This window comes from Allomuricauda sp. ANG21 (assembly GCF_040705235.1).
GTDB lineage: Bacteria > Bacteroidota > Bacteroidia > Flavobacteriales > Flavobacteriaceae > Flagellimonas > Flagellimonas marina.
The window spans coordinates 61,956-87,309 of record NZ_JBFCVT010000005.1 but is presented as its reverse complement, the minus strand read 5'-3'; the positions used below and the strand labels follow the sequence as shown (position 1 = coordinate 87,309).

General features: G+C 40.3%; 27 protein-coding genes. 14 read left to right on the top strand and 13 right to left on the bottom strand.

Going from position 1 to position 25,354, the window contains the following annotated elements:
• The first annotated feature begins 20 nt into the window (after positions 1–20).
• From AB1A65_RS08275 to AB1A65_RS08265, 3 genes are all read left to right on the top strand, one after another.
• On the top strand, positions 21–878 hold the full coding sequence (locus AB1A65_RS08275; RefSeq protein WP_366587702.1) for an AraC family transcriptional regulator: 858 nt from the start codon (positions 21–23) through the stop codon (positions 876–878).
• Positions 879–941: 63 nt separating this feature from the next.
• The gene (locus tag AB1A65_RS08270) at positions 942–1,814 is read left to right on the top strand and encodes an SDR family oxidoreductase (protein WP_366587700.1); all 873 of its coding nucleotides are present in this window, start codon (positions 942–944) and stop codon (positions 1,812–1,814) included.
• Between the two features lie 10 nt (positions 1,815–1,824).
• Positions 1,825–2,577, top strand: coding sequence for a hypothetical protein (locus AB1A65_RS08265; protein WP_366587698.1), 753 nt, complete (start codon positions 1,825–1,827; stop codon positions 2,575–2,577).
• A gap of 204 nt (positions 2,578–2,781) precedes the next feature.
• Here AB1A65_RS08265 and AB1A65_RS08260 read toward each other — a convergent pair whose 3' ends face one another.
• From AB1A65_RS08260 to nusB, 4 genes are all read right to left on the bottom strand, one after another.
• Positions 2,782–4,131: a Gfo/Idh/MocA family oxidoreductase gene (locus AB1A65_RS08260; protein ID WP_366587696.1), complete on the bottom strand. Its 1,350-nt coding sequence runs from the start codon at positions 4,129–4,131 to the stop codon at positions 2,782–2,784.
• 86 nt (positions 4,132–4,217) lie between these two features.
• Positions 4,218–4,508 (bottom strand): preprotein translocase subunit YajC, encoded by a 291-nt coding sequence (gene yajC, locus AB1A65_RS08255; RefSeq protein WP_366587693.1) that lies wholly within the window; start codon positions 4,506–4,508, stop codon positions 4,218–4,220.
• Positions 4,509–4,520: 12 nt separating this feature from the next.
• Positions 4,521–5,000, bottom strand: coding sequence for a DUF1573 domain-containing protein (locus AB1A65_RS08250; protein ID WP_366587690.1), 480 nt, complete (start codon positions 4,998–5,000; stop codon positions 4,521–4,523).
• 38 nt (positions 5,001–5,038) lie between these two features.
• Entirely contained in the window at positions 5,039–5,986 is a 948-nt protein-coding gene (nusB, locus tag AB1A65_RS08245; protein ID WP_366587688.1) for a transcription antitermination factor NusB, read from the bottom strand.
• Between the two features lie 180 nt (positions 5,987–6,166).
• On the opposite strand from nusB, the gene AB1A65_RS08240 reads away from it, so the two are divergent.
• The 6 genes from AB1A65_RS08240 to AB1A65_RS08215 all read left to right on the top strand — a co-directional run bounded on the left by AB1A65_RS08240 (position 6,167) and on the right by AB1A65_RS08215 (position 12,466).
• Positions 6,167–7,918 carry an ABC transporter ATP-binding protein gene (locus AB1A65_RS08240; protein WP_366587686.1) on the top strand — a complete coding sequence of 584 codons (1,752 nt, stop codon included), beginning with the start codon at positions 6,167–6,169 and terminating at the stop codon, positions 7,916–7,918.
• A gap of 78 nt (positions 7,919–7,996) precedes the next feature.
• A complete protein-coding gene (locus AB1A65_RS08235) occupies positions 7,997–8,371 on the top strand; it encodes a PUR family DNA/RNA-binding protein (protein ID WP_366587684.1) in 375 nt (124 codons plus the stop codon).
• 85 nt (positions 8,372–8,456) lie between these two features.
• Positions 8,457–10,985: a M14 family metallopeptidase gene (locus tag AB1A65_RS08230; protein WP_366587682.1), complete on the top strand. Its 2,529-nt coding sequence runs from the start codon at positions 8,457–8,459 to the stop codon at positions 10,983–10,985.
• Positions 10,986–11,046: 61 nt separating this feature from the next.
• Positions 11,047–11,607 carry a thioredoxin family protein gene (locus tag AB1A65_RS08225; RefSeq protein WP_366587680.1) on the top strand — a complete coding sequence of 187 codons (561 nt, stop codon included), beginning with the start codon at positions 11,047–11,049 and terminating at the stop codon, positions 11,605–11,607.
• Positions 11,608–11,618: 11 nt separating this feature from the next.
• Complete coding sequence (locus tag AB1A65_RS08220) at positions 11,619–11,942, top strand: cupin domain-containing protein (RefSeq protein ID WP_366587678.1); 324 nt, start codon at positions 11,619–11,621, stop codon at positions 11,940–11,942.
• The gene (locus tag AB1A65_RS08215) at positions 11,939–12,466 is read left to right on the top strand and encodes a GNAT family N-acetyltransferase (RefSeq protein ID WP_366587677.1); all 528 of its coding nucleotides are present in this window, start codon (positions 11,939–11,941) and stop codon (positions 12,464–12,466) included. The genes AB1A65_RS08220 and AB1A65_RS08215 overlap by 4 nt, the downstream gene beginning before the upstream one ends.
• A gap of 1 nt (position 12,467) precedes the next feature.
• Here the strand turns inward: AB1A65_RS08215 and AB1A65_RS08210 are convergent, their stop codons facing one another.
• Positions 12,468–13,010, bottom strand: a complete 543-nt coding sequence (locus AB1A65_RS08210; RefSeq protein WP_366587675.1) for a YfiT family bacillithiol transferase — start codon at positions 13,008–13,010, stop codon at positions 12,468–12,470.
• Between the two features lie 165 nt (positions 13,011–13,175).
• On the opposite strand from AB1A65_RS08210, the gene AB1A65_RS08205 reads away from it, so the two are divergent.
• Positions 13,176–13,814, top strand: a complete 639-nt coding sequence (locus AB1A65_RS08205; protein ID WP_366587672.1) for a peroxiredoxin — start codon at positions 13,176–13,178, stop codon at positions 13,812–13,814.
• A gap of 87 nt (positions 13,815–13,901) precedes the next feature.
• Complete coding sequence (locus AB1A65_RS08200) at positions 13,902–14,096, top strand: cold-shock protein (protein WP_036379291.1); 195 nt, start codon at positions 13,902–13,904, stop codon at positions 14,094–14,096.
• Between the two features lie 465 nt (positions 14,097–14,561).
• On the opposite strand, the gene AB1A65_RS08195 is transcribed toward AB1A65_RS08200, so the two are convergent.
• A complete protein-coding gene (locus AB1A65_RS08195; protein WP_366587669.1) occupies positions 14,562–15,494 on the bottom strand; it encodes a peptidylprolyl isomerase in 933 nt (310 codons plus the stop codon).
• Positions 15,495–15,796: 302 nt separating this feature from the next.
• On the opposite strand from AB1A65_RS08195, the gene AB1A65_RS08190 reads away from it, so the two are divergent.
• Positions 15,797–16,402, top strand: a complete 606-nt coding sequence (locus AB1A65_RS08190) for a PepSY domain-containing protein (protein ID WP_366587667.1) — start codon at positions 15,797–15,799, stop codon at positions 16,400–16,402.
• A gap of 32 nt (positions 16,403–16,434) precedes the next feature.
• Positions 16,435–16,863, top strand: coding sequence for a DUF1801 domain-containing protein (locus tag AB1A65_RS08185; protein ID WP_366587665.1), 429 nt, complete (start codon positions 16,435–16,437; stop codon positions 16,861–16,863).
• Positions 16,864–16,872: 9 nt separating this feature from the next.
• Here AB1A65_RS08185 and AB1A65_RS08180 read toward each other — a convergent pair whose 3' ends face one another.
• Together AB1A65_RS08180 and AB1A65_RS08175 are read right to left on the bottom strand one after the other, a co-directional pair.
• Positions 16,873–18,270, bottom strand: a complete 1,398-nt coding sequence (locus AB1A65_RS08180; RefSeq protein ID WP_366587663.1) for a M20/M25/M40 family metallo-hydrolase — start codon at positions 18,268–18,270, stop codon at positions 16,873–16,875.
• Positions 18,270–19,151 carry a PPK2 family polyphosphate kinase gene (locus AB1A65_RS08175; protein ID WP_366587661.1) on the bottom strand — a complete coding sequence of 294 codons (882 nt, stop codon included), beginning with the start codon at positions 19,149–19,151 and terminating at the stop codon, positions 18,270–18,272. Before AB1A65_RS08175 ends, AB1A65_RS08180 begins: the two co-directional genes overlap by 1 nt.
• 181 nt (positions 19,152–19,332) lie before the next feature.
• On the opposite strand from AB1A65_RS08175, the gene AB1A65_RS08170 reads away from it, so the two are divergent.
• Positions 19,333–20,046 (top strand): hypothetical protein, encoded by a 714-nt coding sequence (locus tag AB1A65_RS08170; protein WP_366587658.1) that lies wholly within the window; start codon positions 19,333–19,335, stop codon positions 20,044–20,046.
• Here the strand turns inward: AB1A65_RS08170 and AB1A65_RS08165 are convergent, their stop codons facing one another.
• The 5 genes from AB1A65_RS08165 to AB1A65_RS08145 form a co-directional block, all read right to left on the bottom strand.
• Positions 20,047–21,210: a sigma-54 dependent transcriptional regulator gene (locus AB1A65_RS08165; protein ID WP_366587655.1), complete on the bottom strand. Its 1,164-nt coding sequence runs from the start codon at positions 21,208–21,210 to the stop codon at positions 20,047–20,049.
• Positions 21,211–21,221: 11 nt separating this feature from the next.
• Positions 21,222–22,007, bottom strand: coding sequence for a DUF6268 family outer membrane beta-barrel protein (locus tag AB1A65_RS08160; protein ID WP_366587653.1), 786 nt, complete (start codon positions 22,005–22,007; stop codon positions 21,222–21,224).
• Positions 22,008–22,121: 114 nt separating this feature from the next.
• Positions 22,122–23,009: a mechanosensitive ion channel domain-containing protein gene (locus tag AB1A65_RS08155; RefSeq protein ID WP_366587651.1), complete on the bottom strand. Its 888-nt coding sequence runs from the start codon at positions 23,007–23,009 to the stop codon at positions 22,122–22,124.
• 4 nt (positions 23,010–23,013) lie between these two features.
• Positions 23,014–24,345 (bottom strand): ABC transporter permease, encoded by a 1,332-nt coding sequence (locus AB1A65_RS08150; RefSeq protein WP_366587648.1) that lies wholly within the window; start codon positions 24,343–24,345, stop codon positions 23,014–23,016.
• Positions 24,335–25,273, bottom strand: a complete 939-nt coding sequence (locus AB1A65_RS08145; protein ID WP_366587645.1) for an ATP-binding cassette domain-containing protein — start codon at positions 25,271–25,273, stop codon at positions 24,335–24,337. Before AB1A65_RS08145 ends, AB1A65_RS08150 begins: the two co-directional genes overlap by 11 nt.
• Positions 25,274–25,354 lie beyond the last annotated feature (81 nt).

Sequence of the window (25,354 nt, the reverse complement as noted above, 5' to 3'; positions counted from 1 at the left end):
ACTTTTCGGTAAAAAAGGAAATGATACAGGATTACAAAACAATAGATTTATTCGGCAAATTACTTTTTGAAACAATTATTTTAAAACCACCTTATAAAAAACCAAACCTTATGCCTAATGAAGCATGTTTTTTATACATACTAAAAGGTGAGTACGATTCTATTTCAGAAACTGAAAGACTTCGTGTTGAAGCAGAAGAGTCGCTTTTAATGAAATGTGGCAACTATACATGCAATATGTTGCCTTCTAAAACCTCTAATACGTATCAAGCACTTGCAGTTCATTTCTACCCTGATATACTATTAAAAATCTATGAAAACAAACTTCCAGATTTTCTTAAACAAAAACTTCCTCTAAATATTGGAATGTCTAAACTTAACAGCGACATCTTAATTCGAAAATATATAGAAGGTATTTTGTTCTATTTTCAAAATCCTCAATTAGTTACTGAAGAAATACTAATATTAAAACTCAAGGAAATCATCTTGTTGTTAAATCAGACTAAAAATGCCTCGGCAATTAGATCTATACTTTCTAATTTATTTAGCCCAAGCTTACATTCCTTTAGGGAAATTGTAAAGTCTCATTATTATGAAAACATTTCATTGGAAGAACTGGCTATCTTAAATAATCAAAGTCTTTCTACGTTCAAGAGAGAATTCAAAAAAATATATAACGCATCTCCAGCAACATATTTACGAGATAAAAAGCTAGAAAAATCTAAAGAATTACTAATTTCTACTGACTTAAGAACTACAGATATAGCCTATGAATGTGGGTTTTCAAATGTTTCTCATTTTTCAAAAACATTTAAAAATAAACATGGTGTTTCCCCCACATTATTCAAATTGACCCATTTAAACAAAACTTTGAACTAAACTTAAAACAGTTCCTTCTTCCCTGTTCTCACTTTTGCATTAATAACAATAAAAAATGTAAACATGAAAACAGTACTTATTACGGGATCCAGTAATGGATTTGGCTATTTATCAGCACTTACATTAGCCAGAAATGGGTTTAATGTATGGGCAACAATGCGTGATATCAATGGAAAAAACAAAACAAAGAAAGAAGAACTTGAAAACTTTGCCACAAAAGAAAACATCGCAATTACTATAGCAGAGCTAGATGTAACTAGTGATAAATCAACTCAAGATTTAGTAGAACGAATTCTAATTGAAGAGCAAAATGGTATTGATGTATTGGTTAATAATGCTGGTGTAATGTACGTTGGCATCACAGAGGCCTATAGTTTAGAACAAGTTCAAGAACAATTCGACACTAATTTCTTTGGTGTGATTCGAACTTCCAAGGCATTTCTTCCTCTTTTAAAAAGATCTATCGATGGTTTAATTATTAATATTTCTTCATTAGCTGGACGATTAGTGTTTCCTTACTTTGGAATTTATTGTGCCAGTAAATTTGCTTTAGAAGCTTATTCTGAATCATTGAAATACGAATTAAAACCTCTAGGTGTAGATGTTTCTGTTATAGAACCGGGTCCATATCCATCAGGTTTATTGTATAGTGGACCCAAAGAAGTTGACATTACTGCCTTAAAAAGTTATGGTGAAATGGCTGATGTTCCAAAAGCAATGCTTCAAAATTTTGAGCAATTCTACAAAAGTGATTCATCACCAAACCCACAAGAGATTCCAAATGCAATTTTAAACCTAATTAAAATGCAAAACGGCAATAGACCTATTAGACAAGCTGTAGGTATCGACTATAATACTAACGATCTAAATAATAGAACAAGCTCAATTCAAGAAAATCTAATTAAAGATGCTTTACAAATGGAACACCTTCTCTAAATTAAAAACAATGAAATTTTTAAATATAATTACAAGTATTGCTTTAGGTATGCTCTTATTCTTGTCATGCTCCTCTAAAGCGCAAAACACAAACAATAAAACAGAAAAAATGGAAATAAAAAATCAGGAAATAGTAAATGTAGCATTAATGTATATAAAGGATAGTGAAGAAGCACGTTTTGAAGAATACAAAAAGAAAGGTGGTGCCATTTTGAATAAGTATGGAGGGAAAATTGAGCGCATTATTAAGCCAAAAATGTTAGCAGAAGGAGAACTAGAAATGCCTGATGAAATTCATTTTGCTACTTATCCAAGTATAGAAGTATTCAACAAATTTAATGAAGATCCAGAATTCATAAAAATTAGAAACGAATATGCAATTCCTGCATTGGAAGACATTACTATTTTCACAAGTCGCAATACAAATTTTGAATTCAAAAAAGAAACTGGTGATAAATCAAAGACATATGGAGTAGCTTTAATCTATTTTGATGAAAAAGAAGAGGCTGTAAAGCAATTTGAAGAATATCACAATGAAGTTTGTGCAATAATGCCAGAATTTGGAGCTCACTTCGAACGGTTTATAGCTCCTTTTCAGTCAAAAGGAAATGTAGAGCAACCTGATGAAATTCATCGTTTCTATTTTGATTCTATGGAAGGGTTACAACAAATGGGGGGAGATAAACGAATGCAGGCTTTGTTTCCCAAAAGAGATGCTGCTTTAAAAAAGCTATACTTCTTTATTGGCGAGGCTAATTTATAATAACATATAGTTAATAAAGAAATCAGCTAGCGTACAACAACGTGCATAAGTAAAAGTAATAGCTATTTGAATTAAACTCAAATCGCTATTACTTTTACTTTGTAAATTACTTGCAGAAAAAATAATGTTTTTATTCGCTACTACTCACATACACCGATACGCGAAATTCAAAAACCACACTCCATTCTTTAAAATGAGTACTGTTTATCCCACCTTTGGCAATTCCCAACCATTATGGTATTCATTTCGTAAATGCGCATTGGCTGTGGCATTTGTAAATTGGTGTTCGTCAGCATTCCAGAACAAGCGTTCCCCTGTTTTATAGGCAATGTTCCCCATATGGCTTACCACAGCGGCATCATAGCCCACTTTTATGGGCGCATTGAGAATGGACTTGTCCCGAGATTTAACCGCATCCAAAAAGTTGGTGGTATGCAAGTCCAATCCGTTGGCGTCCACTTGTTGTAATGGCACCGGCTCTATTTTAGGGCCGTTATCCCGACTCCAATTGGGACGGTCTCTTTCCGGGATCACTTCCCATCCGCCTCGGTCCAAAACTAAAGTACCGTTGTTGCCGATAAAGGCAATTCCGTGGTTTCGGCCGTAGTTGCCCCCATCTATTCCCGTGGCGTGTTCCCACAACAATGAAAATCCATCAAATTCGTATACGGTCTGTAAGGTGTCTGGTGTTTCTGCAGCATCATCGGGGTAAGCAAATTTTCCGCCCATGGCCATCACCGACTTTGGTGTGGATGCTTTCATACCATAAAGCGCGTAGTCTATCAAGTGTACGCCCCAATCGATCATCAATCCGCCGGCGTAGTCCCAAAACCACCTAAAATCAAAATGGAAACGGTTTTTGTTGAAGGGTCGGTCTTGAGCCGGACCCAACCACATTTTATAATCCACTCCGGCAGGTACGGGACTATCGGGAACGGGAGGAATTGATTTCATCCACCCTTGATAGGCCCAGGTTTTGGCCAAACGTATCTGACCCAATTTCCCAGAATGCACATAATTGATGGCATCCACAAAATGGGGCTGACTACGCTGCCATTGTCCAATCTGCACCATACGGTCGCTGGCATTGACTTTATTCAGCATGACATCGCATTCCGTAATGGAGTTGGCAATGGGTTTTTCGCAATAGACATCTTTTCCCGCATCAATGGCGTCTACCAACAACAAGCAATGCCAATGGTCTGGTGTGCCAATAATGACAATATCGATATCCTTATCCTCCAATAATTTTCTGTAATCTGAATACCATTTGGGTTTCTTGATGCCTGCTTTTTCCAAATCGGCGGTACGTTGTTGGAGTACATTTTCATCCACATCGCTAAGCGCGACCACTTCCACTTCGCTGTTCTTGAGCATGGAAGACAAATCTGAAAACCCCATTCCTTTACAACCTACAACTCCAACTTGGATTTTATCATTCGGGCTCACGGTTTTCCGTATAGCGCCCAATACCTCCATTGGAAGAACCATGGTAGCTCCCATTCCGGCCATAAACAAGGATCCCCTTTTTACAAACTGTCTTCTCGTACCCATATCTTTTTAAATTTGGGATAAGATACAAAAAAACGTCCCTCGCAATTGGAATTGCGAGGGACGCCTCTAAAAATTACATATCTATTTTACTTCTTTTCGTCTGGAGCATTCAGTTTTTTGCTCATCTCCATGGAAATGGCAGAGCGGTCAAACTTGAGACGTCCGGCCATGGTCTCAATGACACAGGAAAAATCCTTGTCGTTCAATTCCACAATCTTGCCGTGAAGTCCACTTTTGGTGATGATCTTATCTCCTTTTTTTAACTCCGAAGTAAATTTTTTCTCATCCTTCTGACGCTTGATCTGCGGGCGAATCATAAAAAAATACGCCACGGCGAAAATCAATATCAGAGGTAAAAACTGTCCTAGGTTTTCCATTCAGGTTGTAAACTATTTAACAGGACCAGCTGGTGTCGCTTCCTTGGGGTTAACAAAAGCCTTAATACGAAGCATTTCTGTTCCTTTTTCGGTATTTGCGGTAACGGTGATGGTTTTGGTCACCTGGTTTTGTCCAGAACCGTTGAACTTTACCAACAACTCACCAGATTCTCCGGGAGCAATAGGGGTGTTCTTTGGGTATTGAGGAACAGTACATCCGCAGCTACTTTTGGCATCGGTAATGATCAAAGGAGCATCTCCCGTATTGGTGAATTTAAAAGAAGTCTCTTGGGGGGTTCCTTGAGCAATAGTTCCAAAATCGTGCTCTGCCTTTTCAAAGGTCATCACCGGAAGTTGCTTTTGTGCTTCATCTCTGCTGGTAGCACTTTCAACATTGTCAGCAACTATTTTTTTTGAGGCTTTGTCCTTGCAGGAAACACTCACTAATCCCACTGCTAGGAATAAAGTTAAAATTGTTGTTATTCTTTTCATGATAAAAATTTGTTTTCCCAAAATTAAACAAATATTGTTTATTGCAGCCCCCTACCTATTTTTTGTAGTCTTCCGGTGGATTTATATTCCTTGGCCAACTTGTCCAACACCCCATTGATAAAGATGCTGCTCTTGGGTGTGGAGTATTCTTTGGCAATCTCCAAATATTCATTTAAGGTTACTTTTTCGGGAATGGAAGGAAAGTTGAGCAACTCGCAAATGGCCATTTTAAGAATGATGGAGTCAATCTCAGCGATACGATCATTGTCCCAATTTGGGGTCTTGCCCTCAATCTCCTTTTCCCATTTGGCATCGTTGAGCAAGGTTTTGGTGAGCAGGTCATTGGCATACTCCATATCTTGCTGATCCTTCAGCAAAGCTGGAAGAAAAAATTTATCATTGGAATTTTCATTCGCCTTCCGCAAACGTTTCATTAAATAGGTGTTGACGATAGGAATGTCATCTACCCAAGTGAGTTTGTCATCCTCAAAATATTCGTAGATCTTATCATTGGGGGCTATGATATTCTTGAAAAGTTGTAAGATCACTTCACGATCATCCTCATAATCATCCTTGCCATTGGTCATGTAGTCTTTGTAAATAGCACTGCTGACAACCTCTTTGTAAATGATTTTTACATACTCCTCGTTCAGGTACCAATTGTTCAGCTTTCTTTTGGATAAAGCGGCCTTCAGTGATTCATTGTTGACAATTTGCAACAACAACCTGTTTTTTACGAATTTTTCTCGGTCGGGATAGTTGTCCTCCTCGGTAGCAAGATACTTTTTTGAGGTGCGGTTCACATGCCTGTTGGCCAATTGATGGAGTTCTGCCAAAAGGCTCAAAACAAGTAAATAGAGCACATACATGTTCTCTATACTCACTTTTAGGAACTTTTCCTGTTTTTCCAAGGAGTCGTCCTTGGATTGGATCAATGCATAAATGCATTGCATCACTTTTACTCTGATATGCCTTCGGGTAAGCATGTTTTAAAGAACTTTAAAGTCGTTTATTGGCTTTCACCCCGCAAAAGTAATCTTATATTTCAATCTTACCTACCAAAGTTGTTTTCTTATCAGTTTTATAACATTTACTTTGTTTTCGATAGTATATATTTGCTGGATTGTCTGCTTAAAAATGACGTTCACAAACCACCTTTCCCTTTCATGAAGGAACTAAAACACCTAAACAAATACTTTAAAAAATACTGGTTTAAGCTGTTGATGGGAATTTTGATCACCATCATTGCCCGGGTTTTTTCACTTGTAATGCCGTCTTATGTAAAGAAATCCATCGATGTGCTGGAGGGCATTTATGCCAAGACCATATCTTTCACAGAGGCCAAGACCAACCTTTTTGAGTATATCCTGATTATTATCGGTGCCGCCCTGTTATCCGGGCTTTTTACTTTTTTAATGCGGCAGACCATCATCAACGTTTCCCGCTACATTGAGTACGACCTAAAAAATGAGGTGTTTGACCATTACCAACTGCTCAGCCTCAATTTTTACAAAAAAAATAGGATTGGTGACCTCATGAACCGAATCAGTGAGGATATCAACCAAGTACGGATGTATGGAGGCCCTGCCATTATGTACGGAATTCAAACCTTGACTTTATTTGCCTGTCTAATCCCGTTGATGTTCATTAAAGCACCAACCTTGGCAGCTTATACATTGCTTCCTTTGCCGGTTTTATCTGTTTTGATTTATCAAATCAGCAAGGTAATCCATAAAAGAAGTACCAAGGTACAAGAGTTCTTATCCACACTTTCCACCTTTACCCAAGAATCGTTCTCTGGGGTGGCCGTAATCAAGGCGTATAGTCTTGAACCCAAAATCAATTCGGAATTAAGGGATATGGCGCAAGAGGGAAAAGACACCAGTATGGCGTTGGCCAAAGTGAACGCGTGGTTTTTCCCGCTGATGATTCTTTTGATAGGAATCAGTAACATTTTTGTGATTTACATAGGGGGTAGACAATACATCAATGGTCAGATTGAATCCATTGGTATTATCGCGGAGTTCATTCTTTATGTAAACATGCTTACCTGGCCCGTGGCCATTGTGGGATGGCTTACTTCCATCATTCAACGGGCGGAAGCTTCCCAAAAACGTATCAATGAGTTTTTAAAAGAAGTGCTTTCCATAAAAAACCATGTGAACCAAGAAACTCCGATTAATGGAAATATCGAATTCAAAAACGTTACGTTCACCTATGAGGATACCGAAATTACGGCGCTCCACAATGTGTCGTTTTCCATAAAAGCGGGCGAAACTGTGGCCTTTTTGGGAAAAACAGGTTCGGGTAAGTCCACGATTCTGGATTTGGTAGCCCGTCTCTATGATGTCACTTCTGGTGAAATATTGATTGATGGCACCCCGCTACAAAACTTGAACCTCAATAGCTTACGGAGTTCCATTGGGGCCGTACCCCAAGACGCCTTCCTTTTTTCGGACACTATTGAGAACAATATCCGATTTGGAAATGAAAATGCCACCCATGATGAAATCGTTGAAGTCGCAAAAAAAGCAGTGGTCCACAAAAACATTCAAGGGTTTGCCAAAAAATACAACACCATTCTTGGTGAGCGTGGCATTACATTGAGTGGTGGACAAAAACAGCGGGTATCTATTGCACGGGCCTTGCTCAAAGACCCAAAAATTTATTTGTTTGATGACTGTCTCTCCGCTGTTGATACAGAAACCGAGGAAGAAATCCTGAACAATCTAAAGCGCGAATCAGAAGACAAAACCACCTTGATTGTCAGCCACCGGGTATCTTCGGCCAAAAACGCTGATAAAATCATTGTATTGGAAAATGGCAGTATCATCCAAGAGGGCACCCATGAGCAATTGAACAACGTTGAAGGGTACTATAAAGAACTCTACATCAACCAACTCTCAGGTAAAGAATGATAAAAAAGTTGCTGGATTAGCTTTTTTTTTACATTTTTGGGAGAAGATACAACCAAAGTTTAAAACACACGAGACCAAATGGGCGAGAAAGATATAATGGATCAGGAAGAGATTTATTCGAAAGTCTTACGAGCAGGAAGAAGAACTTACTTTTTTGACGTAAGAAGCACCAAGGCTGGTGATTACTACCTAACCATCACAGAAAGCAAAAAGTTTACGCATGATGATGGCTCTTTCCACTACAAAAAGCACAAAATATACCTTTACAAAGAGGATTTTGAAGCTTTCAGGGAAATTATGGAGGAAATGATGGACTACATTATTGATGAAAAAGGACATGAAGTAATCTCTGAACGCCACCAAAAAGATTTTAAGAAAGAAGAAAACGACAAGTTCAGTGAGAATGGAAGTGCTCCAGGTAGTTTCACTGATGTAGATTTTGATGACATTTAAACATCACTCTTAAAAATAATGATAAACGACCTGTTCAATGCAGGTCGTTTTTTATTTTTAACACTACTAACTCAATTTTCACCTCATGAAAAAAAGCATCCTCCTTTTCTTAATGGTATTGGGCGGCTTCAACCTTACTGCCCAAGAAGTAACCTTAAACTATTATTTACCTGATGGCATTTCGTACGACCCAAACATTCCCAAACCTGCGGACATTATAGGACATGAGGTTGGAGAGTGGCATGTGACCCATGATAAATTGGTGCACTATATGTACCAACTTGCGGAATCCAGTGAAAGAATCACTATTGAGAACCGGGGAAGCACTTACGAGGGCAGGCCAGTACTCCTACTCACGGTAACCTCCCCCCAAAATCATCAAAATATAGAAACCATAAGGCAACAGCACATTGCTCTTTCCGAAGGAAACTCCGATACAAACACCACTGATATGCCCATTGTGGTCTACCAAGGGTTTTCCATCCATGGAAATGAACCCAGCGGCGCCAATGCTGGATTGGCATATGCTTATTACTTAGCGGCGGCACAGGGTCCTGAAATTGATGCCATGCTCGATAATATGGTCATACTCATGGACCCCAGTTTCAATCCAGATGGTTTGCAGCGATTTGCCTATTGGGCCAATGTCCATAAAAGTCAAAATCTAAATCCAGACAATAACGAGCGTGAATACCATGAAGTGTGGCCAGGTGGACGAACCAATCACTACTGGTTCGACCTTAACCGTGACTGGTTACCGGCACAATTGCCTGCAAGTCGGGCGCGTGTGGAATCCTTTCACAAGTGGCTCCCCAATATTGTAACAGACCACCATGAGATGGGTACCAATTCCACTTTCTTTTTTCAACCTGGTGAGCCAACACGGGTACACCCTTTGACTCCCAAAATGACCCAGGAGCTTACTGCAGAAATTGGAACATATCATGCCAAAGCTTTGGATAAAATCGGTTCGCTGTATTTTTCCGAGGAGAACTATGACGATTACTATTATGGCAAGGGCTCTACCTTTCCCGATGTGAACGGAAGTATTGGTATTTTGTTTGAACAGGGCAGTTCTCGAGGCCATATCCAAGAAAGTGAAAATGGGCTGTTGACCTTTCCCTTTACCATTCGAAACCAGTTTACTACGGCTTTATCAACCATTGAAGCTGGCCATAACATGCGGGTAAAACTGTTGGACTTCCAGAAAAAATTCTATGCGGATATGCGCAGTGAAAATTCGAGAAGCAAAACAAAAGCCCTGGTTTTTGGTGATAGCAAGGATGCCGCTAAAACATGGCATTTAGCGGAAATTCTAAACAGGCATAAAATCAAGTTCCACGAATTGGCCTCGGATGCCACAATTGGCGGAAAAGCTTACAAAAAAGGCTACAGCTATGTGGTACCCATGGACCAAAAGAACCCTAGGCTCATCAAAGCAATGTTTGAAAAGCGGACCACCTTTACCGATAGCTTGTTTTACGATATCTCTGCTTGGACTTTCCCATTGGCGTTCAACGTGGATTATGCCGAACTTTCATCATTGTCCAATGCTGGTCCAGAGGTCGTCAATTTTCAACGTCCAACTGGCAGGGTCAATCAAAAGAGCAATTATGCCTACGTATTTGAATGGCATGAATATTATACCCCTAAAGTCTTGAACGCTATCTTGGAGAAAGGCCTTCGAGCCAAAACAGCAAGAACACCATTTACGTTGGAAGGCACCCGTTACGACTATGGTTCCATAATGGTTCCGGTTCAAAATCAAGCGTTGGATGCCAATGAGCTCCACACTTTTTTAAGCGGGCTTGCCCAAGAAAGTGGTGTGACCATCCATGGGGTATCTACCGGCGTTGCCGAAGGCATAGATTTAGGGAGTGGGGACTTTGAACCCATCAAAAAGCAAAAAGTGGCCTTATTGGTTGGTGAGGGCACCCGCTCGTATGATGCTGGCGAAATTTGGCATTTGTTTGATACCCGCTATGACATTAAAATCACCAAAATCGGTACAGAATATTTCAACAACGTTGACTTGGATTCTTATACAGATTTGATATTGCCCGGTACAGGCTGGGGCGGTGGCACCATGCTCGACAAAAAAGGCGCCGAAAAAATAAAGGAATGGGTTAAAAATGGAGGGACGGTCATCGGTTACCGAACCACGGCCAATTGGTTCAACAGCAACGAATTCATGAGCCTGAATAGGCGAAAAGATACTTTGGTAGCGAAAAATATTGCCTTTGACCAAAAAGAGGACTTTACAGGGGCACAGGTTACAGGTGGTGCTATTTTTGAAGCCAATTTGGACCGCTCCCACCCCATTAATTACGGTTATAAAAATGATAAACTGGCCCTTTTCCGAAATACCAATATTTACTTGGAGCCGGAAAAAAACAGTTATGACAATCCCATTCAGTATACCAATGATCCGTTGATGAGCGGTTATATTTCTGAAGAAAATGCGGAGCTCATTAAAAATAGTGTACCTTTTAAGGTACAGCGTTTGGGCAAGGGAAGGGTAATTCTATTTACCGACAACACCAATTTCCGTGCATTTTGGTACGGTACCAACAAATTATTGATGAACGCTATTTTCTTTGGACAGATGATGTAAGGGATCAAACCCTGCTTCAACTAATTTTGTAAAGAATGCTATAATCATAAAAACAAAAACAATGGCCAGAACACCAAGCAACATGTTGCCCCTCGGCACCAAGGCGCCAGATTTTGAACTATTGGACACGGTTTCCGACCAAAAGCTTTCCTTAAATCAACTAAAGGGTGAAAAAGGGACCGTAGTTATGTTTATATGTAACCATTGCCCATTTGTAATCCATGTGAATCCAGAGATTTCTAAACTGGGTAGGGAATATCAATCCAAAGGCATCAACTTTGTGGCCATTTCCAGCAACGATGTGGAAAATTACCCGCAGGACGCTCCGCACTTGATGAAGGAAAAAGCCCAAGAAATGGACTATACCTTCCCTTATTTGTACGATGAAACCCAAGAAGTGGCCAAAGCCTATGATGCGGCTTGCACCCCCGATTTCTATCTCTTTGATGGCAATTTAAAATTGGTGTATCGCGGTCAGTTGGATGATTCAAGACCAGGAAATGGCTTGCCCCTTACCGGGTCTGACCTCAGAAATGCCATGGATGCTCTCTTGGAGGGAAGTGCCATCAGTGCCGACCAAAAACCAAGCATTGGTTGTAACATCAAATGGATTGAGACCTAAATAACTGGGCTATGAAAATAAGTCCAAAAATAGCATTGGAGAAGCTTTCAGCGCAAGACTCCCCATTTTTGGCCCTTTTTGAACACGGTTCGCTATCCGTTGAAATTTACAAACCTGAAAAAGTGGACTTGCAACAACCTCATTCCCGAGACGAGATTTATGTAGTGGTTTCGGGAAGTGGTGAATTTTTGAATGGGGACAAACGAACCTCTTTCTCTCCCGGTGATTTCCTATTTGTTCCGGCTGGAGTAGAGCATAGGTTTGAAAACTTTACAGATGATTTTGCCACTTGGGTAATTTTTTATGGTCCGGAAGGAGGGGAAAAGGACTCATGAGCCAAAAAATACTATTGGAAGAAGTAACTGCATGGACTTTAGAAACGTATATTTCTGTTGGCAAAAAATCGTATCGGGAGTACTATCTTCATCTCTGGGAAAATGAAGATCCCGCCCCATATATTTCCAATAGCTTTGCACCGCCGGTCGTGAAACATGAGTTGGCCGATCCCAATGTAATCAACTATTTGGTTAAGATGGGAGATGCTGTAGTGGGCATTGTTAAACTTATCAAGGATCAATCCTTGGATGAACTATCGCCAAAAGAGTCGTTATTGGCACAAAAAATCTACCTTCTCAAAGCATATGCCGGGATGGGCATTGGAAAAAGAGTGTTGCAGCTCATTGAAGACTATGCTCGAAAATTGAACAAAAAAACAGTTTGGTTGGACACCATGCAAAAGGGCAGCCCCATTGAATTCTATAAAAAGAATGGATTTGTAATCAAAAGAGAGAGCGAACTCCTCCTTCCGGGGGCAAAACCATCGGAAAAAGCGATGTGGATATTGACCAAGCAACTCTAGGTTACCACCCTTCGCGTTGAATTAAATTCTTGATGTGTGCAAAATGATGGCTTCCATGCCATGCGTAGCGTCCCACATTTACGGCCAAGGTGGTTTCTGTGTTACCCTCTGGATGGGTGAATTTACGCTGCAATTCTTCCCTAGACAATCCACGAAGTAGATACACTAATTTGGCATGAACCACTTTTAAATGATCCAAAGAAATTTGAATGGGAGCTGTTTTGGCATCAAAAAGTTCGGACCATGCCTTTTCATTGTAGGGTTTGATCACGGGATTGCTTTCGGTCAAAGCCCATTTAAACCTAATATAGCTATGGTGGTGACTATCCGAAATATGGTGCACCAATTGTCTAACTGTCCAACCCCCGGGGCGGTAAGGCGTTTCCAATTGAACCGCTGATAATGGGCTAACCATCGTTTCTAGTCGCTGGGGCAATGTCTCTAAAATGGTAATCCATTCCTCCAACTGCCCATCGGTGATTTTTTCTGGTACTTCAAATAGCCCAATGGGATATTTTAGTTGTTCCAAAGTTTCTTTTTCCATACATTAAAGGTAGTGAACTTCAGCCTAAAATAAATTGTACTTAAGCCCATATTCCCTAAAACAATACGTAATTTTAATACAGTTTTAACTGCGTTAAAATCACTACATTGATTTATCTACTAACTTTGTAGGGTAATCATTCAACAATCTAAAAAAACAACATATATGGCAACATTAAGACTAGGGGATACCGCTCCAGATTTTACAGCGGAAACCTCAGAAGGAAAATTAAATTTTTATGACTATTTAGGGGATGGTTGGGGTATTCTCTTCTCCCATCCAGCGGATTTTACACCGGTGTGTACCACTGAATTGGGAACAGCGGCCAAATTCAAGGATGAATTTGCGAAGCGCAATGTAAAAATGATGGCCTTGAGTGTGGATGGCGCTGCATCGCACAAGGAATGGATTAAAGACATCAACGAGACCCAAGGAACCAATGTCAATTTTCCCATTATTGCGGATGAGGACAGAAAGGTGTCCGATCTTTATGATATGATTCACCCCAATGCGGATGATACCCTAACAGTACGTTCTGTATTCATTGTGGGTGCAGACAAAAAGATAAAATTAATATTGACCTACCCTGCTTCAACGGGACGTAATTTTTATGAATTGCTACGTGTTGTGGATTCCCTTCAATTGACAGCCAACCATAAGGTGGCCACACCTGCCAACTGGAAAAATGGCGAAAAAGTTGTGGTTAGTCCGGCCATCCCAACAGACGAGGCGAAGAAAATCTTTACCAAAGGTGTTGAGGAGGTTAAGCCGTATTTGCGATTGACTCCAGACCCAACAGCATAATTTATTTTTCAAGAAAAAGTGTAAAAACCCTAATTCCCAATAAATTAAACGTACATTTGCGCTTTATTTAATTTTTTAATTTTTATTATGAGTAAAGGAACAGTAAAATTCTTCAACGATTCTAAAGGCTACGGCTTTATCACAGAAGAAGGTTCACAAACAGATCACTTTGTACACGTTTCAGGTTTAATCGATGAAATTAGGGAAGGTGATGCCGTAGAATTTGAACTACAGCAAGGTAAAAAAGGATTGAACGCCGTAAACGTACAAGTTATAGATTAAGGTAACCGCATACTTTTTTATAGATCAGGCCCGGGCAAATCGCCCGGGTTTTTTGTTTGCATTTTTTTTACTTCTCAACGCAACCTCTTTTCATTTTCATATCTAGTCTATAAACAACTTGTTCCCCACAACCATTAAATGCAACCTAATGAACACATTCTTTGGAGTGCTCCTGCTTCTTTTGATCATTAATGTACTATTGCTAATTTTAAGTGTGAACGGTTCCAAAGGCAGCTTTTTTGGAAAAGATTAGAACCTTTTCACAATAATAAGGGCAATATGGTAGGGTTTTTCTACGTTGAAGTGTTATCAACAAAAAGACCTATACCCAATGAATACATTTTTCAGCATATTATTCTTTTTGCTTGCCCTTAACCTTTGTCTTCTTTTGGTAAGTGTGAATAGAACAAAGTAAAAAAGCCTCCATTTCTGGAAGCTTTCTTTTTTTCTCCTATTTATTTAATGCTATTTTACATTCATCAGTTCCACATCAAAAATCAATGTGGCATTGGGAGGAATAACCCCTCCGGCACCAGCACTTCCGTAAGCCAAGTGCGATGGAATTACCAATCGGGCCTTATCACCAACCTGCAACATCCCTATTCCCTCGTCCCAGCCAGGAATTACTTGCCCTACACCAATGGTAAAATCTATGGGTTGATTTCGTTTGTAGGATGAATCAAAAACCTGTCCGTTGGACAGACAACCTTCGTAGTGCACCGAAACTGTTTTTCCCTTTTGGGCCTTCGTTCCATTTCCTTTTTGGATGATTTTATATCGTAATCCGCTGTTGGTTTTTTCAAAACCTGCTGCCAGCTCCTCCATTTCTGCCTCTGCTTGGGCTTTAGCTTCGGCGATTCGTCTTTCACGGGCACCTTCAAATGTTCTGAAAGCCTCAATAGCATTCCAATTTTCAGCATCTTTTCCCACACGAACAATTTCCAAACTTTCAATAGCATCACCTTGGGCTATGGCATCCACTACTTCCTGACCGTGCTCTACATGACCAAAAACGGTGTGCTTATTATCCAACCAAGGTGTGGCCACATGGGTAATAAAAAATTGGCTGCCGTTGGTACCTGGCCCTGCATTTGCCATGGAAAGTACTCCGGGGCCTTCATGGGTAAGGTCCGGATGAAACTCGTCATCGAACTTATAGCCGGGATCTCCGGTTCCGGTTCCCTGGGGACAACCACCCTGAATCATAAAATCTGGGATTACCCGGTGGAACTTGAGTCCGTTGTAGTAAGGCTTGCCTTGAGGTTTGGCAGAGTTTTCCATATCCCCTTCGGCTAGGGCCACAAAGTTGCCCACGGTACCTGGGGTTTTATTGTGTGTAAGTTTTACTAGTATTTCCCCTTTTGAGGTATTGAATTTTGCGTAGATTCCGTCTTGCATCTTTTTTGGATTATGGGATAGACGATAGCTCGACATCCATTTTTAAGGCTGCAAAGATACGCCATTATGTGCAAGGGTGAAAAAAATGAAATAACACTAAATTAATCAGCGAGGTGTATTCATATATTATTCAGGTTAGAACTGGCCAAAATCCAGTTTTAAAAAGATTGAAATGTGTGTTGCCAAAGAAAAGCTTTTTCACTATTCTTTAAAGTAAAGGGTCTTTAACAAAACTTGAACACTTCTTTCACTGCTTTTTGTCGATCTTAGGCGCTTGTTACCTATTGACAGTTGAACCGAGCATGGGCAAAAGAAAGAAGCAGGCCAAAGTATTGCGTATTTTTAGAAAGATTCACCGAACCACAGGGGCATTGTTGTTTATTTTTTTCTTTTTTATATCCATAACCGGATTGTTATTGGGGTGGAAAAAAAATACCAACGGGGCCATCTTGCCCGAATCCCAGAAAGGTACTTCCACAGAATTGGTGGAGTGGCTTTCCGTAGACAGTCTACATACCATTGCCTGTACCACTTTACACAACTCCGTTTCGCAAAATCTATCCCTGGAATTGGACCGAATTGATATTAGAAAGGACAAGGGTATGGTAAAGTTTGTATTTGTGGACCAATATTACGAGGTGCAACTGGACGGAGCCACAGGAAATGTCCTTTCGGTAGGACAGAGAAAATCTGATTTTCTTGAAAATGTTCATGACGGTTCCATTCTTGACCGGTATTTGGGAACATCAGGAATCATAAAGCTGATATACACCTCAATAATGGGAATCTCCTTGTTAATGTTCACCATTACCGGGTTTTGGCTGTGGTACGGCCCAAAACGCATGAGGCAATCCGGCAGGAGTAGCCAAAATCCATCCCAAAAGAACACTATGGGTACAGTTTCTTAAATTTAACTACACTATGGTGAAATAGAATTTTTATGGAAACTCTTAAAGTAAGCACCAAACCTGAAGTAATAACTATTTTCGATAATTACCCGGATCATGTTCGGAAAAAATTGGACTTTTTAAGAAATCTAATTATTGAAACCGCCAAAGAAACCAAAGAAATCTCCCAGTTGGGTGAAACCTTAAAGTGGGGAGAGCCCAGCTATATCACTCCTATTGGAAGTACCATTAGAATTGATTGGAAATCTAAAAACCCAAACCAATACGCCATGTATTTTCAATGTACCAGCAAATTGGTGCCTACGTTTAAAATAATCTATAATAACCTGTTCACTTTTGAAGGAAGCCGGGCTATTTTATTTGAAATGGATGACACCGTTCCCGTCAATGAACTGAAAAGCTGTATCGGTGCGGCGCTTCGATACCATAAAGTAAAACATCTACCCACCTTGTGTATGTAGCTTTTCCAATTATCCCTTAATTTTTTGCGTTGACAGCGTTCCGTATTTATCAACGAGGTAGACCAAACTGGCCATGGTAGCCGCTCCCAATTCCAGTTCCCGTTTGTTTACATGCTCAAAAGTGTCATTTTCCGCATGGTGATGGTCAAAATACCGTTGCGAATCGGGCACCAACCCAGCAAGAACGATACTTTCGTTCTTCATTGGTCCAATATCGGCCCCACCATACCCCTTCTCAAAAAGGTGAATCAAGTAGGGTTCAAACAGGCCTTTCCAGCTTTGTATTTGTTCTAAATTCTCATCGGAACAATCAAAAGAAAAACCTCTGGGCGTAAATCCACCTGAATCGCTTTCCAGGGCAAACACATGGTTTTCACCTTTGTTTTGGGCCATCTCGGCATATTTGTTTCCTCCCCTAAGACCGTTTTCCTCATTCATAAACAATACCACACGTAGTGTACGCTTGGGTTTATAGCCTGTTTCCTTTAACAATCGTAATACATCCATACTTTGAACACAACCTGCGCCATCATCATGGGAACCATCGCCCAAATCCCAAGAATCCAAATGGCCGCCAACTACCATTATTTCGTTGGGATAGGTACTCCCTTTAATCTCACCAATAACATTATAGGACTCCACATCCTCTAATTGTTTGCAGTTTTGACGGAAATAAAATTTGATATCCGGATTTAACTTTAAGGTAGTGCTCAACAGTTCTGCTCCGTTGGTACTGATTGCTGCAGCAGGGATTCTATCCTTTACCGGGGTATCGCCATAGCCCATGGAACCTGTATGCGGATAATCATCCAAACGTAAGTTCATCGACCGCACTATTACGCCCAAAGCACCATACTTTGCAGCTTCAGCAGCACCCGAATAGCGTTGGTCCACACAATTGGAATATGCGGCAAAAGTGTTTACCAAAGTTGCTTCCATGGGCCGATTATAAAAAACAATCTTACCCGCTATTTTATTACGACCCAGTTTTTCCAAGTCTTCAATACCTTGTACTTCAACAATATTTGCTTTTAAACCGCCACTTGGCGTACCTACAGACCCGCCCAAAGCACAGATGGGCAAATTGGTGGTTAGTCCGGGTTTGGTTTCCATATAGGCAAATTCAGGGGTACCCCTCACCCATTTAGGGACCATAACGGGTTGCAACCACACGCGGTCCAATCCCAAAGACTCTAATTCTTCTTTAGTGTATTCCACGGCCTCTTGGGCCTGAACTGAACCTGAAAGCCTTCCACCAATCTGATTGGAGAGATAGTTTAGCCATTCATAAGCCTTACCATCGGTTAGGGCCATATCATAAATGGCCCTTATTTGTTTTTCATCATCGGATTGCGCTAAAAAGGGGGTACTCGCCAACAAAAGGGCCAACAACAAAACTCTTCTCATTAGGTCTCTTTTTCCAGTTCTTGTTTAAAGGTTTCTAAATTAGCCTTTATTTCATCGTCAAGCTCAGGTTCCTCAATATCTTTGTACTTTTTTAACGCTTCATACAGGATAGAAGCCACTATTACGCGTGCCGCATCTTTATTATCGGCCGGAATGACATACCAAGGAGCGTGCTCTTTTGATGTTTTCTTCAGAGCCTCTTCGTAACATTTCTCATAGGCTTCCCATAATTTTCTTTCTTTAAGGTCACCAGGGGAGAATTTCCAGTTTTTTCGTTTCAGGTCTATTCTTCTCAGCAAACGCTGACGTTGTTCCTCTTTGGATAGATGAAGGAAAAATTTAAAGATAATGGTCCCATTTTCGGCTACATGTTGTTCAAATGCATTGATCTGCTGATATCGTTTTTCCCAAAAAGAGGCATCAATATCGGAAACCGACTCGATTCCCGGAATGTTTTCATTTAATATGTATTCTGGATGCACTTTGGTGACCAAGACATTTTCATAATGGGTTCGATTAAATACGGAAAACTTGCCGCGTTCGGGTAAGGCAATGTAATGCCTCCACAAATAATCGTGTTTTAGTTCCAGGGAAGTCGGCACCTTAAAACTATGGACGACTACCCCGCGAACATTAAAATCCTTAAAGACCTCGCGAATTAGACTGTCCTTTCCCGCAGTATCCATGCCCTGAAGACAGAGCAGAACTCCATACTTTCCATGGGCATAAAGCGTATCTTGGAAATCCCCCAATTTTTTGCGGATATTCTTTAATTCTTTCTTGAGCTCCTTTTTTGAAGCCCCAAAATCTTCATAGGTGTTTCTTTTCGCTAGTTCAATCCCGTTCTCAACCTGATATGAACCAAGGTGTATTTTTTCCATAGGAATGAATATAATCCTTTTTGGCAACTCCTTCAACCCTAAATCTGAAAGTGCAGTTCATCGATATTTTTACCACTTATGGTTATTGTAGGTATTTTCATCGATTTTATTAATCCCTTGACGACTCCCCAACATAACTTAGTGATAATCAATGACGCACTGTCCCAAATCCATTAGCGTTATGAAAACTAGAAAAGTTATCCTACTTGCTGTCTTTGTTATAGGCATTATTTTCTTATGGTTCATGTCATCCTTCACCGCTCGCAATGCCTGTGAGTATGCCAATTCCAACCTACAGTATATTAAGAGTAAAATTCAAGAAGCCATAGTGGCCAAAGAATTGGAAATGGCAAAATACTATGCCTATAAGGCCTTGAACGGAATAGAAAAAACCCGAGCCAATTTTGAGGATTGTGGTTGTGAAGGCGCCATTGAAAGTTTGGAGGGCACTTCTTATGAATTAAAACAAGCAACGAAAGCCGAGAGCTTGGAAACGTCCAAAAAATCCTTGCATTTGGCGTTGGAAAACACCTTGATCGGAATAAAAGTACTGCGTATTTTTGAACAGGAAGTTTCCAGTAATTATGGAAATGACGTTCTTGTCCTAAATACCCAAGATGCCCTCAATAACCAAGACAATATCTTCTTGACCCCGTCACACAGTGTACGTGAACAGGTACACAGTTGTCTTTTGGGGTTTGAATCTTCATTGGATAAAGTTGTCAAAGAAGTTGAATGTGATGAAGCCCAACGGTTTGTAAAGAATATCTACGAAGAAGCCCGATTGGTACTGCTCAACACAGAACTTTCCGAGCACAAAAAGCAATACCACCAACGTGTTTTGGTCTTGGCCCAAGATGCCTTGGAGCGATTGGGAGATTGTTCTTCAAAGTAATTACTTACTGGCAAAAAGCTTTACATCTTCCTCTGAGACTTCCTTACCTCCAAGGATGATCAATCGTTCCACCACGTTGCGAAGTTCCCGAACATTTCCGGTCCAGTCATATCCTTTGAGCAATTCTATAGCTTTTTTGGAAAAGTTTTTTTGTGCAATTCCTTGTTCGGAAGCAACTTTGGTTGAAAAGTGTTCAATGAGGAGTGGAATGTCATCCCGTCTTTCGTTTAACGCAGGTACTTTGATCAAGATAACGGCCAAACGGTGATACAGGTCCTCCCTAAATTTGCCATCCTCAATTTCCTTTTTTAAATCTTTATTGGTTGCCGCCAGTACGCGCACGTCAACTTTGATGTCCTTATCTGAACCAACGCGCGAAATTTTGTTTTCCTGAAGCGCCCTAAGAACCTTAGCTTGGGCCGATAGACTCATATCTCCTATCTCATCCAAAAAAATGGTGCCCTTATTGGCGGTTTCAAATTTTCCAGCCCTATCCTTTACCGCTGAGGTAAAAGCACCCTTTACATGCCCAAACAACTCACTTTCAATTAGTTCAGAAGGGATTGCAGCGCAGTTCACTTCAATAAAAGGAGCTGAGGAACGGTTGCTTTTTTGATGTAGCCAGTGGGCCACCAGCTCTTTCCCCGTACCATTGGAGCCAGTGATCAAAACCCGGGCATCCGTTGGGGCTACTTTTTCAATCATGTCTTTGATGACTCCAATCCCGTCACTTTCACCAATCATCTCATAGTTTTTGGACACCTTCTTTTTCAAGATTTTGTTTTCTACTACGAGTTCCTTTCGATCTAATGCATTACGAACCGTGGTCAACAGTCGGTTTAAGTCTGGGGGTTTGGAGATATAATCAAAAGCCCCCAACCGCATGGTATTTACGGCGGTATCCAAATCACCATGACCCGAAATCATGATAAAGGGAATTTCAGGCTTTATTTTTTTGGCAGCTTCCAAAACTTCCACGCCGTCCATTTTGGGCATTTTTATGTCGCAGAGCACCAAATCAAAGTCATCCTTTTTGATGGTTTCGATACCACTGAGTCCATCTTCTGCCTCCTGCACCTCATAGGTATCACTTTCTTCCACCAAAATTTTCACTAAAACCCGTCGTATAGCAGATTCGTCCTCAATAACCAATATTTTCGGCATAGTCTTTACGTTTAAAAAATTCCTATTTTGAACCCAGTCCTAATATAAAGATTTGACTCGTCATTCAACAAAAAAACATCCCCTTGATCATCATTCCGTAGTTTTCCTTCTTGTTCAAGTGAGCGTCCGGCCATAAGAAACAGTGACATGTTCTTGGAAAGGTTATACTGATAGCCGACCGTGGCCACCAAAGCAGTGAATGATATTTTGGATGCAATCTGACTATTGGGCAAAACTATATTGTCCTGAATATTTATAAAATACCCATCCAAGAATAATGCCATTTCCAAAGCATGCCTTTTGTTAATATGGTGCTTAAAGCTACTACGCGGAATTCCAAGGGTATAGGACCATTTGGGATGGAACTTGCGGTAATAGCTGATCAATGGCAATGGGACTGGCAATCCTGTTGTACTGTTATACGTTAAACCCAAAACAATTCTAAAAGGTCTATCTGCATTGGGCTGTTCCTTCCACAATGCCGCTGTGGCATTCATAAAAAAGTCATCGGTTATGGTTCCACTGGTAAAGTTGGAGGCCATTCGAGGGGTAAGGATAGTGACAAAGTTCCAATTTTCATTCCATCTGGTAATAAAACCCAAGTTCATATCAACAACGTGAAAACGAATCAGTTCACTTTTATCAAAAGGAAAGTCCCGGGAGTATCCTACATCAAACCTATTGTATTCCATACCAGTGATGAGGTAATCCTTCTTCTCATTTAATTTGATGGGCAAGTTAAAAAGTAGCTTGTAACGTTGTGTTTTTATTCCCGAATCATTTTCAGGGATATTCATGTAATCTATCCTGAAAATATCAGTGCTCTGCCCACTTACAAAATGGCTACAGAGTATTGCAAGGAAGACCAATAATCCCCTGGTTGCAGTATGGTATGTTAAGGTTTTTATTTCTTACGATTTTTGCTGAAAAATATGTACGTCGCGTTGCGGGAACGGAATAGTAACGTTATTCTCTTTGAATTTGGTATTGATTTTATAGCGCATTTCACTTTTTATCCTTGGATCGCTAAAACTATCGTTCGTAAAAAAGTGAATGGAAAATACTAAGGCTGAATCCCCAAAGTCATCAAAAAGTACGAACGGTTTGGGGTTTTTAAGCACTTGCTTTTGTTCCGTGGCAACTTGCTGTAAAATTTGGGTCACCAGTTCCACATCACTGCCATAAGCTACCCCAACACTCACCTTTTCGCGGGTTGTTTTATGGTTTTGGGTATAATTGTAGACAATGTCGCTTATAAATTTATGGTTCGGGAGAATCAATACTTTATCATCTCGGGTAATGGCACGGGTTGTTCTAAGTTTTATCTCGAAAACCTTTCCAACTTTGCCATCTACCTCCACAATATCACCCACTTGCAGGGACTTGTCGACAATAATAAAAATACCTCCCAAAATATCCTTGAAAAGCTCCTGCAAGGCCAGACCCAAACCGACAAAAAGCGCTGCTGAGGCGGTAATGATCAAAGTAATGTCAATACCCGCTGCACTGAGTGTCACCAAAACGGCCACCAAATAGACCACGTAGTGGATAAACTTAAAAATGCTGACAAACTTCTGTTTGTCTTCCCGTTCCATTTTTCGGGTGAGTAAATACCTTAGCCATTTTAAAATGAAATTGGCAGCAAAAAGGGCCAAGGTCAGCAACAACAACAATCCAACGGTCAAATGGATAGATTTTTCACCTGAACCAAGATGAAACCCCAAATCCAAGAATTCCTTAATGGATCCCCAGATATCTTTTTCAATGATTTCCTTTATTTCTTTTCCATCTTGCTGCATATCCTTATTTGTATCTTAACCACTTGACCAGTTCTTTGTAGGTAGGTTTTTTGCCGTACATTAAAATTCCCACCTTATATATTCGTGAAGCCAGCGACACAATTCCCAAGAAAGTCAAAATGAGCAGTGCAATAGATGACAGAAACTGCCACAAAGGCACTCCCCCTTCCCCTATTCCCCCAGGTAGGCGCATGAGCATTACAATAGGTGAAGTTAAGGGAAATAACGAAAATCCAACAGCAATTGGACCATGAGGATTACTAAAAACTGAAAAGAAACCAACGTAGATGGCTAACATCAAAGGTAATATTATGGGAAAAATAAATTGCTGCGTATCGGTTTCATTGTCCACTGCCGCGCCTATGGCCGCATAAATGGAGCTATAAATCAAATAGCCCAAAATAAAGTAAATAAAAAATGAAATGATCAACAAAGCCCATGGAATGTCCAAAATTTCTTTGGCATACATTATCATATCACTATCCATTGCTGCATATTGAGTCATTCCTGGCATGGGAGTGGAGTTACCGGACAGTTCCCCCAAATCAATACCCAAAAATGTAACGGCCAATAACATGAGAACGGATGCCGAGATAAACCAAATGGTAAATTGTGTGATTCCCGCCAAGGAGGTGCCGATAATTTTACCCAACATCAATTGAAAGGGTTTCACCGAAGAAATGATCACTTCAATGATCCTGCTCGTCTTTTCCTCGATGACACTTCGCATTACAAAACCACCATAAATAATAATGAACATCATAATGGCATAGCCGAATCCTCCTCCAATGAAGGCCTTGATCTCATTAATGCCCTTCACACTTTTTTCGCCATCAAAAGTGGCCAATTGAAGATCAAACGGTTGCTCCACCTTGGAAAATTGGTCAGAGGAAACCCCAAGTCTTTGCAATCGGTCTTGCCGCAACTGTCTTTGGAATATTGATTCCAATTGTTGGATTATGGCCGTGTTTGGGTTGTCTTTTGTAAAGAGATAAGCCGATTTAGCCACTTGCTCCACATTTTTCTTATTGGGAAGGTGCAAAAGACCATAATACCCCAGTGCATTGGTAGAATCTTTGGCTTCCTGTAAACTAATACCATCCAAATAGAGATAGGAAATTCCTTTGGCAGGCTTAAACTCATGCTGAAAGAAACTGCTTTCATTTAGCACTGAGACCACCCGAACCTCATCTGAATTTATTTTGGTGAGATAAGCAATAAGCACGATCATCCCTACAATGAGCAATGGACTCAAAATGGTCATAACAATAAAGGAACGGTTTCGCACCTTGGCCAAATACTCTCTTTTTATAATGAGACCGAGCTTATTTCCCATTGTCCTTATTATTTACGGTTTGGATAAATATATCGTTGGCCGATGGAATGGTCTCCTCAAATCGATTGACATTGGCTATTTTGGATAATTCCGCCAATACGCCAGACGTCTCTTCAGTGGGCAATTGAATCTTAAAATCCAACTGATGTTCTGTATCATCATACTTTGGGGTCATTATCTGGAACCTTTCGGTCAAGGTTTTTGTGAGGGCTTCGCCATTTTGCTGAACCTGAAGTCCAACATTGAAAATATTGTTCTTGTACGCCTTTTTAATCTCGGACAACTTTCCGTCTAAAATTTTCTCCGATTTATGAATCAAGGCTATGTATTCACAAAGCTCTTCCACGGACTCCATTCTATGGGTTGAAAAAATAATCGAGGTGCCTTGTTCCTTCAACTGAAGGATTTCATCTTTGATGATATTGGCATTTATGGGGTCAAATCCACTGAAAGGTTCATCAAAAATCAAGAGTTTAGGTTGATGCAGCACGGTGACGATAAACTGCACCTTTTGGGCCATTCCCTTGGAAAGTTCCTGGATTTTCTTGTTCCACCAATCACCAATGTCCAAACGATCAAACCAATATTTTAATTTGGTTTTGGCCTCAGCTTTGGATAACCCTTTTAAACGAGCAAGGTACAAAGCCTGCTCACCCACCTTCATGCTTTTGTAGAGACCGCGTTCTTCAGGCAGGTAGCCAATATGGGATATATGCTTTGGCGCCAAGGGTTCACCATCGAACAAAATTTCACCGGAATCTTGATAAATGATTTGGTTGATAATCCGAATAAAAGAGGTTTTTCCGGCACCATTGGGACCTAAAAGACCGTAAATGCAATTTTTGGGTATATTGAGTGAAATGTTGCTCAACGCAGTATAGTTTCCGTACGTTTTGGAAACATTTTTGGCAACAAGGATATGATCCATGTAAACTATTTTTTCAAAGATATGTAATTGGTCAAAAAAGGCAGTATCCTCTAAAAACAAAAACCCACCCTTAAAAATTTC